The following is a 12,862-nucleotide window of genomic DNA, read 5'->3' as shown; positions in this document are numbered from 1 at the left end:
TTAAATAATAATTTAATTTTTTTCATAACCCTCCTACTTGTCTTTTGCATTAAAAAAATCAGTTATACCAATACTTTAATATACAAAAAACATATATTTTTGTATTTATACAAGTACAGTATAACTGATAAATTTTAGTATGTCTATTAAATTTTAATATTCAAAAATATTCTTATCTGTTTATTCCAACCTTTCCAAGCAACTGCATAACATCACTCTCGCAACCGGCAAAATCTGCTTGATATATAGAAAATCCATCTGTCACCGTTGTTTTCAGCTCAAGATTTTTTATTTGTATTTTCAGTTTTGCCACCGTACGCAGTTAAATTAAATAATGTCATTACCTCCAATACGGCAGCAACTTTTGTATATACAGAACATCAATATATTTTCATTCTTTTTATATGATAACTATATTTTCCCCATTTATCACATTTTCTTTATTAGCTGCAAACACCGAATCTTTTATAGTAATATCGGAAATTGTATTTTCACGGCCACTTATTGGCTCGATTTTTACCGCTGTATCACAGCCGTTACATTCTATCTGCTCAATGAGGATATTTTTGAAATACGGCACATCGCTCTCATCAACCTGTGCAATCGTCTCATTTTTATCAAGTAAATTGAGCACATATCCCATCGTGAGGATTACAGCTTCGTTTTTTATGTCTATCATATTAATATTACGGATTGTAATGTCTTCTACAACACCGCCACGTCCCATTGCACTCTTTATGCGGATACCAACGTCTGTGCCTGCAAATGTACAGTTTTCGACGAGTATATTTTTTACATCACGCGACATCTCACTTCCGATTACGAATCCGCCATGGCCTTCATTTACTATGCAATCATGTATATAAAGATTTTCGCATGGGTCTTCAAATGTTCTCGCCTCAGCATTTTTTCCTGATTTTATGCAGATTGCATCATCACCTGTTTCAAATGTGCTGTTGTATATTTCAACATTGTGACACGATTCAACGTCTATTCCATCACCATTTTGTGCATAATACGGATTGCTTACCGTAATGTCACGCACAGTAAGATTTTTACAGAATATCGGATGTATGTTCCATGCAGGAGAATTCATAAATGTTGCCTGTTCCAGAAGTACATTGCTGCAATTTTTAATTTCAACCATAACAGGTCTGTAAAAATCATAATAATCTGCCGCCTGTGGCAATATGTCATGTGTTTTTCCCTGAATATTTGCCTTGTTTCCAAGATATGCACTTTCTGACGGAAACCATATGCCACCCTCTTTTGTTTCAATAACATAATCGCTCTTTTTAAGGAGTGCATCCCACTGTCTTTCTGTAAGCTTGAACTGTTTTACAGGACGCCATAAATCGCCGCTTCCATCTATAACACCATATCCGCTTATTGCGATATTTTCAGCTCCGTCCGCTGAAATAGGTGAAACTGTTCTTATACATTCCTGACCTTCATAATTAGTAATGACTAACGGATAGTCTTTCTTATTTTTTGTGAATTTAAGAACTGCTCCACGTTCAAGATAAAGACGAACCCCTGATAAAAGCCTGATTGGTGATGTCATCCATACTCCTTGCGGAATTACTACCGTACCGCCGCCCTGTGACGACATACTTTTTATTGCCTCATTTATGACTCTTGCATTTATTCTTCCTGTATCGTCATCATATACATTTTTAACAGCACCATATGCTGTAATTGATGTCTTTCTATCAGGAAATTCAGGAACTGCCACTTTAAAATTTTCTTTTAACATAAATTTCTCCTTATAAAATTTTTCTCATCTAATTATTCTTGATTCTGTACTTACCAAATTTATTTTCTAACAAAGCCGGACTGCATAACCAGCCCGGCTTCTCATGATTTTGTTATAAAAGCTCTTTTAAAATTTTATTTACAAGACCAGGATTTGCTTTTCCTTTCATTGCTTTCATCGTCTGTCCGACAAGGAAACCGATTGCCTTATCTTTACCATTTCTGTAATCTTCAACTGACTGCGGATTGTCTGCAATCACTTTTTCAACTACCGAACGAAGCTCGCCCTCATCGCTCACCTGTGCAAGACCTTTTTCTTTCACATAAGCTTCAGGGTCTACATCTTCGTCAAATATAACGGCAAATATGTCTTTTGCAACAGAACCGTTGATAGTACCTGCTTCTACAAGCTTGATAAGCTTTGCAAGATTTTCAGGTGAAAATGTAATATCTTCAGGCTCCATGTCCTTATCTTTAAGAATTCTCATTGTCTCGCCGAGAATCCAGTTAGAAACTTTCTTTGGCTGATTGCAAAGTGATGTTGTTGCCTCAAAAATATCAGCAAGTTTCTTGGAATCCGTAATAAGATTAATGTCATATTCAGGAATTCCATACTCTGTGGCATAACGTGCCATTTTTTCTGTCTTAAACTCAGGCTGACAGCTTCTGATTTCACCAAGCCACTCATCGCTTATGTTAAGCGGAACAAGGTCTGGGTCTGGGAAATATCTGTAATCCTGTGCATCTTCCTTTGAACGCATTGCATATGAATACGCCTTATTGTCGTCCCATCTTCTTGTTTCCTGAATAACGGCTTCTCCCGATTCAATCAAATCAATCTGTCTGTCACGCTCTGCTTCAATAGCTCTTGAAATAGCAGAAAATGAGTTAAGATTCTTTGTCTCTGTTCTTGTGCCGAATTCTGTACTTCCGACTTCCCTTACCGAAAGGTTTACATCAGCTCTCATTGAACCCTCCTGAAGTTTGCAATCAGATGCTCCGAGATACTGTATTATAAGTCTTAATTTTTCAAGATAAGCAATTACTTCCTCTGCACTTCTCATATCAGGCTCAGATACGATTTCGATAAGCGGAACGCCTGAACGGTTGTAATCAACGTATGAAACATCTTCCCAGTCATCATGGACAAGTTTTCCGGCATCTTCTTCCATGTGGATTTCATGGATTCTTATTGCCTTCTCTGTTCCATCTTCAAGCTTAATATCAACATGTCCGTTACGGCATATCGGAAGATATAACTGTGAAATCTGATAATTCTGTGGGTTATCAGGATAAAAATAATTCTTTCTGTCAAATTTGCAGTGCTGTGTTATTGAACAATTTGTAGCAAGACCAACTGCTGCCGCATACTCCACAACCTGTTTGTTAAGGACAGGAAGCGAGCCCGGCATACCTGTGCAGACAGGGCATGTATGTGTATTAGGTGCACCGCCGAATGCTGTTGAACAGCCGCAGAAAATCTTTGTTTTGGTAGCCAGTTCTACATGAACTTCAAGGCCAATAACTGTTTCGTATTGTTTCGACATATTATTTTTTCCTCCTTACTCAAATTTACCGCGTGCCTGCTCATATGCGTAGGCAGTCTGAATTAATTTCTTTTCGTTAAAGCAGTCACCGATAAGCTGGACACCTATAGGAAGACCGTTATCGTCTTTTCCGCACGGAACGCTTATGCCCGGAAGTCCTGCAAGATTTACGGAAATTGTATAAATATCACCAAGATACATCTTGATAGGGTCTGCAAGTGATGAACCGAGCTTAGGGGCTGTTGTAGGTGCAACAGGTCCGAGTATTACGTCATACTTTGCAAATGCCTCATCAAAAGCCTTCTTTATCATGGCTTTTACACGAAGTGCTTTAAGATAATAAGCATCGTAATAACCTGAACTTAATACGAATGAACCAAGCATGATTCTTCTCTTAACCTCAGGCCCGAATCCTTCTGAACGCGTCTTTTTATACATGCTGTGAAGTCCGTCATAATCTTTTGCACGGAAACCATATTTTACACCGTCGAATCTTTCAAGATTTGAACTTGCTTCTGCTGCTGCTATTGTATAATAAGTCGGAATAGCATACTCTACAAGACTCAAATCAAATTCTTCAACAATAGCACCTTTTGACTTTAAAACTTCCGCTGCCGAAAGAACCGCCTCTTTTACCTGCGGGTCAAGACCTTCTCCGAAATAATCTCTCGGAATACCAATTCTCATTCCAGCAACATCATCTACAAGTGCTGATGTAAAATCTGTATCTTTTCTTTCAACTGATGTTGAATCTTTCTTATCATGTGATGCGATTACTTCCATGATAGTTGCACAGTCCGTAACGTCTTTACAAAGAGGTCCAATCTGGTCAAGAGATGAACCGTATGCGATAAGTCCGTAACGTGAAACTGTTCCGTATGTCGGTTTCATGCCGACAACACCGCAGTATGATGCAGGCTGTCGTATAGAACCGCCTGTGTCAGAACCAAGTGCACAAAAGCACTCATTTGCTGCAACTGCCGCAGCCGAACCGCCTGAAGAACCGCCCGGTACATGCTCTGTGTTCCACGGATTCTTAGTCGGACCGTAAGCTGATGTCTCGGTTGTAGAACCCATGGCAAATTCGTCCATGTTTGTCTTTCCGATGACAACAGCTCCCGCTTCTTCTATTCTTTTTACAGCTTCACTTGAAAACTGTGGTATAAAATTCCCTAATATTTTTGATGAACATGTTGTAAGAACACCCTCTGTACACATGTTATCTTTTATTGCAATCGGCACACCTGCAAGAGGTCCTGTAAGTTCCCCTGCCTCAATCTTTTTCTGGGCTTCTTTTGCTGCCGAAAGTGCTGCTTCCCTGTCAAATGTAACATAACAGTTAAGCTCTTCTTCTTTGCTGTCAATGTTTGCAATAACAGCTTCCATTGCCTCTACCGCTGTGGTTTTTCCCGACTTAATCTGCCCGGCAAGTTCCACTGCTGTCAAATCCAACAATCCCATGGCCGCTCCTTTCTATTCAACAGTTTTTGGTACAACAAATGTCTTGTCTTTTCTTTCCGGTGCGTTGAAAAGTGTTTTTTCGCTTTCATCACCGTTAGTAACAACATCTTCACGCATTACATTTTCAATAGGAAATACGTGTGACATAGGCTCAACGCCTGTTGTATCAAGCTCATTAAGCTGGTCAATATAATCAAGCATGCTCGCCATATCTTTCTTAGCCTGTTCTTTTTCTTCGTCAGAAAGTTCAAGCTTGGCAAGGATACCTACATAATCAATCGTTGCGTCATCAATTACGTTTGCCATATAATCCTCCTTGTTTTGCGAAGCAAAATCCGAGCCCCTCACGGCGAGGAGAGGATTTGTCCTCCTTGTTTTGCGAAGCAAAATCCCAATGTGCGGCACTGCCGCACATTGCTCTCATGCGTATTTTAATCACGGACTTTTATGTGAACTTCTCTAAGCTGCTGCTCTGTTACCTCATTAGGAGCACCACACATAAGATCCTGTGCAGTACCGCTCATTGGGAATGCGATAACTTCACGGATATTTTCCTCATTTGTAAGAAGCATAATCATTCTGTCAATACCAGGTGCCATACCTGCGTGTGGCGGTGCACCGAACTGGAATGCGTTATACAACGCTCCGAACTTCTCCTTTAATACTTCTTCATCATATCCTGCAATTTCAAATGCCTTAACCATTATCTGCATATCATGGTTTCTTACGGCACCTGAAGAAAGTTCTACACCGTTACAAACAATATCATACTGATAAGCAAGAATATCAAGCGGGTCTTTTGTATTTAATGCTTCAAGACCACCCTGTGGCATTGAGAAAGGATTATGTGTAAATCCAATCTTCTTTGTCTCCGGGTCTCTTTCAAACATTGGGAAATCGTTGACATAACAGAAACGGTAAGCATCTTTTTCAATAAGGTCGAGTCTTTCACCGAGTTCTGTTCTAATCTGTCCTGCATAATATGCAGCTCTGTCTTCTTTGTCAGCCATGAAGAAAATTGTATCTCCTGCCTGAAGTCCTGCAAGTTCTCTGATTTCACCCTTTAACTCATCTGGAATAAACTTATCAATTGGTCCCTTATATGAAAGGTCATCTAATACTTCAAGATAACCGAGACCACCCATTCCGAGACCTGTAGCAAACTTGAGGAGCTTTTCATGCTGTCCCTTTGAAAGCTTTGCATGAACATTGATAGCTCTTACAGTCTTATTCTGGAACGGCTTGAAAGTACATTTATTAAAAAATTCAGAAAGGTCTATAATTCTTAACGGATTTCTGAGGTCAGGCTTGTCTGAACCAAACTCAAGCATAGCCTGCTTGTAGCTTATGATTGGATAAGGAGCCTGTGTAACCTTGAATCCCTTTGGTGCAAATTTTTCAAATGTTTCTGAGAGAACTTCCTCACCTACACGGAAAACATCTTCCTGTGTTGCAAAGCTCATCTCAAAGTCAAGCTGATAGAATTCTCCCGGTGAACGGTCAGCTCTTGCATCTTCATCCCTGAAACATGGTGCAACCTGAAAATATTTATCAAAACCGGATACCATAAGAAGCTGCTTATACTGCTGTGGTGCCTGTGGAAGTGCATAGAATTTTCCCTTGTATTTTCTTGATGGAACGATATAATCTCTTGCACCTTCAGGAGAAGAGGCACAAAGAATAGGTGTCTGAATCTCCAAAAATCCCATATCTGTCATTTTCTGTCGAAGGAATGAAATTACCTTTGAACGGAAAATGATATTGTCTTTTACTTTCTGATTTCTAAGGTCAAGATAACGATATTTGAGACGAACATCTTCTCTGACCTCTTTTGACGTCATAACTTCAAACGGAAGTGTCTGATAAACCTGTCCGAGCATGGTAATTTTCTTTGCTTCAAGTTCGATTGTACCTGAAGGAATCTTTGGATTGTATGTCTCCTCATCTCTCTTTTCCATGATACCTTCTATACTGATACATTCTTCTTTTTTGATTCCCTTTAAAAGTTCTGCATCTCTGATAACTACCTGAAGCACACCATACATATCTCTTAAATCGATAAATGATACACCGCCGTGGTCACGGATATTCTCTACCCAGCCCGCTACTCTTAAATTGCTGTCAATATCCTGTTCACTGACCTGATTTAATGTTCTGTCTCTGTAAATGTTTGACATCGTAATCTCCTTTCTTAACTACGCTCTTTTTGAAAAAGCCTTATGTGCGGCAAAATATGTTTTTAATTTTGTCACACACAAAAGCCCCGGAATACATTAATTGTATCCCGGGGCGAATAAACTTATTATCCGCGGTACCACCCGCATCAGATATGCACTTACAAAAATTACATATCTCTCATTAGCACTTAACGCGTGCAACGAAATAACCTAGCCGCCAAATTCAAATCATATCCGTCGGTTCAGCTATCCAACTCCGGAGTGTTCCCTCAATCAATTCCCTGCGGGTGCTCTCAGCCGACGACACCGCTTTCCTGTCAGGTTCCATGAAAAAGAGTCTCTTTCACAGTCTTTATAATATATTCTGTTATTGCCTTACAGAGCTGTCCGCCCACTAAAGACATTTTGATATTGGTATCATAACATACGAAAATATTTTATTCAAGGACTATTTGAAAAATTTCACAGGCTTTCCGGTCCATCCCAATCATCAAAATAAGTTCTTTTTACACATAAATAATATTTTCCTTCTGTATTTTTATATATAACTATATAGCAATATGGTATTTTCCCGTATTCATTTATATCCTGAAACAGTGTCACACTTTCTATATATCTTGGAGATGTCCAATAATACCCTATAAGTTCTGCATTATCCTCCAACATCCAGCTTTCAGGATATATTTTTTCTGAATCTATATTCTGTTTTTCTGCATGATTATCCGAAACTACAGTTGTATTCAATACAACTTCTCCCAATTTTCTTATTGAATCTCCCTGTTGTTGAAAAAATATATACTGCTGCTCTTTGGACCTTTCGTGTGCATTTTCAAGCTTATCCATTAACTTATCTTTGTCTTCCTCATTTAAACAAAATTTTCCTGTATAAGTATCTGTCTCACGGTCATAATCAAACTTCACTTTTTTGCAGAATAACGGTATTGTAAAATCTTTTTCATACCACATAACAGTATCTTTTATTATATGCCTCGGACTTTGTTTGTATATGTTTAAAATTATAAATATAAACATTACAGCTACAATTATTACTAATATGTTTATTAATTTTATTTTAGATTTTTTCATAATTTTTTTAATATAAATCATTCCCCTCTCTCTTTATACAAAGATAATATTTTCCTTTTTTATCTCTGTACACCATAATATGACATATCGGTCTGTGTCCATCAACCAATTCCGAATCGTTAAATAATGCACCATATCCTGTTTGTGGCTGTGTCCAATACAATAATAAAAACTCGTCTTCATCTTCTATCATCCAATTTTCAGGATATATTTCATTAAAATCAATATCATCTCTCTTTTTTACTTTTCCCATATATGTCTTATACATCAGATTGCTAGAAACTGCTGTTGTATTTAATATTTTTTCACTTAATTCACTTATATCATCACACGAATGTTCATTTTGAACATCTATTGAATCACAATACCTTTTCCTTGCACTATTCCATTTATTATAAATCCTATCAGCCTGTTTTTTTGTAATTAAAAATTTACCTGTATATTTACCCGTCTCCCTATCATACTCAAACCTTACTTTTTTGCAGAATAACGGTATTGTAAAATCTTTTTCATACCACATAACAGTATCTTTTATTATATGCCTCGGGCTTTGTTTGTATATGTTCAAACACATTATTATAAAAAACAAGCTTAATATTAATATAATGCCTATTTTTATTTTTGTTTTCACTTTATCACCTTTCATATTTTCTGCTATAACATTGTTATCTCATATCAAGTCCTTTCCAATTAGAATACTCTGCTCTTTTTATACAAAAATAATATTTTCCTTCTTTATCCATATATATAAGGACATAACTAATTGGTACGTTTTCTATATCGCTTTCATTAAATAATCTTGCATATCCATATTGTGGCATAATTCTATATAATAATATCAAATTTTCCTCATTTTCTATCAGCCAACTTTCCGGGAAAATTTCCTGAGAATCAATATCATCTCTCTTTTTTTCTTTTCCCATATATGTTGTATACAACAGATTCTTAGAAACCACAGTTGTATTTAATATTTTTTCACTTAATTCACGTATATCCTCCCCTTTGTACTCATTTTCTGCATGTGTTGAATTTCCTGACCTTGCTCTCGCACTAGTTAATTTCTTTTTAATTTTATCAGCCTGTTTTTTAGTAATTAAAAATTTACCTGCGTACTCTCCAGTTTCATCATCATACTCAAACTTCACTTTTTTGCAGAATAACGGTATTGTAAAATCTTTTTCATACCACATAACCGTATCTTTTATTATGTATCTCGGGCTTTGTTTGTATATATTCCAGCATATTATTATTAGCAACAGACTTAATACTAATATAATGCCTATTTTTATTTTTGTTTTCACTTTATCGCCTTTCATATTTTCTGCTAAAACATTGTTACCAAACATCTGGTCCGTCCCAGTCGGAATAATCTGTTCTTTTTATGCAAAAATAATACTTTCCGGTTTTATCTTTATATATAACTATGCAACACCTTGGCACCTTTCCATTAATCAAGTTACTATAATCGGATAAAACAGTTTCATCACAACTGTCTTTTATATATCTGGGTTCTGTTAAATAAATTGCTATTAACTCATCACAGTTTTCCAGCATCCATTCTTCCGGATATATTTTATCTATCTGTATATCGTCTCTCTTTTTTTCTTTTTTAAAATAATACTTATATAAAAGATTATATGATACCATCGTTGTATTAAGCGTTTTTTTATCCAAATCTCTTAAATTGCCTTTATATTTATCAATACTATTTGTTACATTTACGCTTCTTTCGTTAAATTCTTTTAAATTATCAAATAAGCTATCTTTTTGTTTTTCACTTATTGCAAACTTTCCTGTATAATTACCGCTCTTTTTATCATACTCAAACTTCACTTTTTTGCAGAATAACGGTATTGTAAAATCTTTTTCATACCACATAACCGTATCTTTTATTATGTATCTCGGGCTTTGTTTGTATATGTTCAAACACATTATTATAAAAAACAAACTTAATATTAATATAATGCCTATTTTTATTTTTGTTTTTTTCATATTTCCACCTATTATCTAAACAGAAAACATATTTATTAATTGATATATTCTATATGAATTTCCACTTAATTTTGTATACGTTATACTTTTTTCATCCAGATCATATTTATAAAAATACCAACCATTTCCCACTGCCTCATATCTTACATATATTTCTGATTTTTCAGAAAAAAATTGGTCATTTGCATCATCTCTACTATTTAGTTTATAGTATTTTTTCACATTTACTTCCGCATCTCCTGCCAACACCTGTCCGCTTATTTTTTTTGCAAATGCAGATGCAATATTTTCTCCTGCATAATCTATATTTCCGACCGAACACTGCAAAAGTATAAGTCTTTGAACAGACTTTCTTTCAAGTGAATTAATATCATCAATATTCATTCTCAGACTATAACCTTTTCCGGATCCATTTGATATTTCCGTCGGCGTTCCATGCATGTTCATCATAACCGCATATACGCAACATGCACTCTCATTAAATTTGCCTACATTTTCCCACGCTTCTCTAAACTTTTGTTCATTATTTGTTTCAAACTTAACAACTGCATATATTTTATTTTTATAATTATAAGGATTACTCTCATCCTCTTTTATAGTTATTAAATCAGCCACATCACTTTCTGACTGTTCTTTTCTGTCCTCAATATAAAAATAATATGCAATATTTTTATACTCTTTACCTCTTATGTGCAAACATTTATCGTACTCATCTTTACACACACTGCAAAACATTTTTTCTGTTGTTGCACATATTGTATTTCCGTATATTTGTCCATCCCAATGTGAACACGCTCCATTCGGGTCATAATAATTATTTCCGCATATATTACAGAAAGTTATTTTATTGGCCTCACATACTGTTCCTCCGTAACTATTACCTTCCCAATGCGAACATGCTCCATTCGGGTCGTAATAATTATTTCCGCAAATATTGCATATTGTTGTTGTGCTACATTCTACATCACCATATACCTGACCTTTCCAATGTGAACACGCCCCATATTCATCAAAATAATTATTCCCGCAAATATTACATATTGTTATTTTATCTAATTCACAATAACCCTCATCATACCATGCACCCTCACTGTGCGGACAATCACCGCCCCAATAATTGTCTCCGCAAATACTGCACACATATATTTCTTTCGGAATACATTCTGTTCCGCCGTAATAACTTCCTTTTTCATGCGAACATGCTCCGCCAGCATCAAAATAATTATTTCCACAGATATTACATCTCTCCCACGGCTTACATTCAACCCCACCATATTCAACACCTTCTTCATGTGTACAGTAAACCATATTCTCTCCACATATATTACAATATTTTTCTTCATATGGTTTACATTCGCTTCCGCCATATGACGCACCCTTTGTATGTGAACACAATACACTGTTAAAATCATGACCGCATATATTGCATATCTCTATTTCACTTACAACACATTCCACCTGTTCCAATCCTGCATATGCTTTACTTGTGTTTTTAAACATGCACATAAGAAAAACAAAGCACACTATCATCATTTGAAATAACAATTTAATTTTTTCATAATCCTCCTCTTTTGTCTTATTCACTCATCAGGCATAATTCAAAATAAAAAAACAGTTACGCCTGTACTTTTGTTAATAAAACACATATTTTTGTATTTATACAAGTACAAGTGTAACTGATTAATATTTTCGTGTCAATCACTTTTATATTTTGAATATGCCTACTTTTTCATTTTCAACGCCACCGTCGTTATAAATGCCTGTATAGGAACCGTCAGTATCACGCCGATTGTACCGCAGAGTCCGCAGACTATTTCTGTTATTATGGAATTGTAACCCATAATCTGAAGGTAAGGCATCTCATAAGAATATATCGTAAGAAGTGTTCCCGTTGCCGAACCCGTGTATGCAAGAATGAGTGTATTTGACATGGTTCCCATCATATCGTGTCCGACGTGCATGCCTGACATAAACAGCTCTTTTGCTTTCAAATCAGGTGCCTTTTCGTGAATCTCGGTTATAGCGGCAACTATAGATACGCTTACGTCCATCACCGCACCGAGTGACGATATTAATATTCCCGCATACAAAATATCCGAAACATGCAGTTTTGAACTGTTGGCTATATATATCATTGATTCCGCATCAGACATGTTATATCCGTTGAGATTTGAAAGGCTGCCCGCAATCATTGCAAGGCCTCCCGACAAAACTATGCCTACTGTTGTTCCGATTATTGCACAGACCGTCTTTGAAGAAACTCCGTTTAATATATATATCGACGCCGCAAGAATCACAACCGATGTGAGAAGTGCCGCAAATATCCCGTTCAGACCGATATAAAGAAGCGGAACATACATACATATTACACATATAAATGTAAATATCAGTGCGTAGAGTGCCGCTGCTCCTTTTTTGCCTCCGACAAGCACAAGACAAAGCGAAAACAGCCCAAGCAGAACATATACCATCATTGTCCTGTCATAATTGTACACAGAACCCGTAATCACACCATCTATATCTTTTACTACCGCAATAACCTTTGTTCCTGTCGTGCAGAATGCACCTCTTTGAAATGAATTTGAGTTATCAAGTTCACAATTCTGCCCCTTATACTGACCGCCGGTAATCTTTGCGGATACTTTCTGTGCACCGCCGAATGGCTGTCCGCCCGAATTATCTTCTATAATTTGTGTGACCTTTGCTTTTACATATACAACATTATTATTTGCTTTAATATGAGTTCTCTTAATTTGACAACTTCCGATGATAATCCCCGCAAGAATCACCATCGGAAGAAGTACACGGAGAACTCTTTTATATAAATTTCTCCTGTTATCCATT

11 protein-coding genes are annotated in these 12,862 nt (G+C 36.4%); all 11 read right to left on the bottom strand.

The genetic code is table 11. The annotated features are described in order from the left end of the window. Positions 1-400: 400 nt before the first annotated feature. The 11 genes from H8S01_RS04935 to H8S01_RS04885 all read right to left on the bottom strand — a co-directional run bounded on the left by H8S01_RS04935 (position 401) and on the right by H8S01_RS04885 (position 12,861). On the bottom strand, positions 401-1,756 hold the full coding sequence (locus tag H8S01_RS04935; protein WP_021867070.1) for a glycoside hydrolase family 28 protein: 1,356 nt from the start codon (positions 1,754-1,756) through the stop codon (positions 401-403). Between the two features lie 112 nt (positions 1,757-1,868). Then, positions 1,869-3,302, bottom strand: coding sequence for an Asp-tRNA(Asn)/Glu-tRNA(Gln) amidotransferase subunit GatB (gatB, locus tag H8S01_RS04930; RefSeq protein WP_186836399.1), 1,434 nt, complete (start codon positions 3,300-3,302; stop codon positions 1,869-1,871). Between the two features lie 15 nt (positions 3,303-3,317). Next, positions 3,318-4,763, bottom strand: coding sequence for an Asp-tRNA(Asn)/Glu-tRNA(Gln) amidotransferase subunit GatA (gatA, locus tag H8S01_RS04925; RefSeq protein WP_186836398.1), 1,446 nt, complete (start codon positions 4,761-4,763; stop codon positions 3,318-3,320). A gap of 12 nt (positions 4,764-4,775) precedes the next feature. After that, entirely contained in the window at positions 4,776-5,069 is a 294-nt protein-coding gene (gene gatC, locus H8S01_RS04920; protein WP_021867073.1) for an Asp-tRNA(Asn)/Glu-tRNA(Gln) amidotransferase subunit GatC, read from the bottom strand. Between the two features lie 125 nt (positions 5,070-5,194). Further along, the gene (gene aspS, locus H8S01_RS04915; protein WP_021867074.1) at positions 5,195-6,940 is read right to left on the bottom strand and encodes an aspartate--tRNA ligase; all 1,746 of its coding nucleotides are present in this window, start codon (positions 6,938-6,940) and stop codon (positions 5,195-5,197) included. Between the two features lie 462 nt (positions 6,941-7,402). After that, positions 7,403-7,906, bottom strand: a complete 504-nt coding sequence (locus tag H8S01_RS04910; RefSeq protein ID WP_186836397.1) for a hypothetical protein — start codon at positions 7,904-7,906, stop codon at positions 7,403-7,405. 127 nt (positions 7,907-8,033) lie between these two features. Further along, on the bottom strand, positions 8,034-8,546 hold the full coding sequence (locus H8S01_RS04905) for a hypothetical protein (protein WP_186836396.1): 513 nt from the start codon (positions 8,544-8,546) through the stop codon (positions 8,034-8,036). Between the two features lie 145 nt (positions 8,547-8,691). Then, entirely contained in the window at positions 8,692-9,372 is a 681-nt protein-coding gene (locus H8S01_RS04900; RefSeq protein ID WP_186836395.1) for a hypothetical protein, read from the bottom strand. Beyond that, positions 9,362-10,018, bottom strand: coding sequence for a hypothetical protein (locus H8S01_RS04895; RefSeq protein ID WP_186836394.1), 657 nt, complete (start codon positions 10,016-10,018; stop codon positions 9,362-9,364). The genes H8S01_RS04900 and H8S01_RS04895 overlap by 11 nt, the downstream gene beginning before the upstream one ends. Before the next feature lie 15 nt (positions 10,019-10,033). Then, positions 10,034-11,476, bottom strand: a complete 1,443-nt coding sequence (locus tag H8S01_RS04890; protein ID WP_186836393.1) for a hypothetical protein — start codon at positions 11,474-11,476, stop codon at positions 10,034-10,036. Between the two features lie 263 nt (positions 11,477-11,739). After that, positions 11,740-12,861 (bottom strand): YibE/F family protein, encoded by a 1,122-nt coding sequence (locus tag H8S01_RS04885; RefSeq protein WP_186836392.1) that lies wholly within the window; start codon positions 12,859-12,861, stop codon positions 11,740-11,742. Position 12,862 lies beyond the last annotated feature (1 nt).

This window comes from Lachnospira hominis (ex Liu et al. 2021) (genome assembly GCF_014287955.1).
GTDB classification, from domain to species: domain Bacteria; phylum Bacillota; class Clostridia; order Lachnospirales; family Lachnospiraceae; genus Lachnospira; species Lachnospira hominis.
The sequence above is the reverse complement of the archived record's forward strand: the minus strand, read 5'-3'. Positions and strand labels throughout refer to the sequence as shown.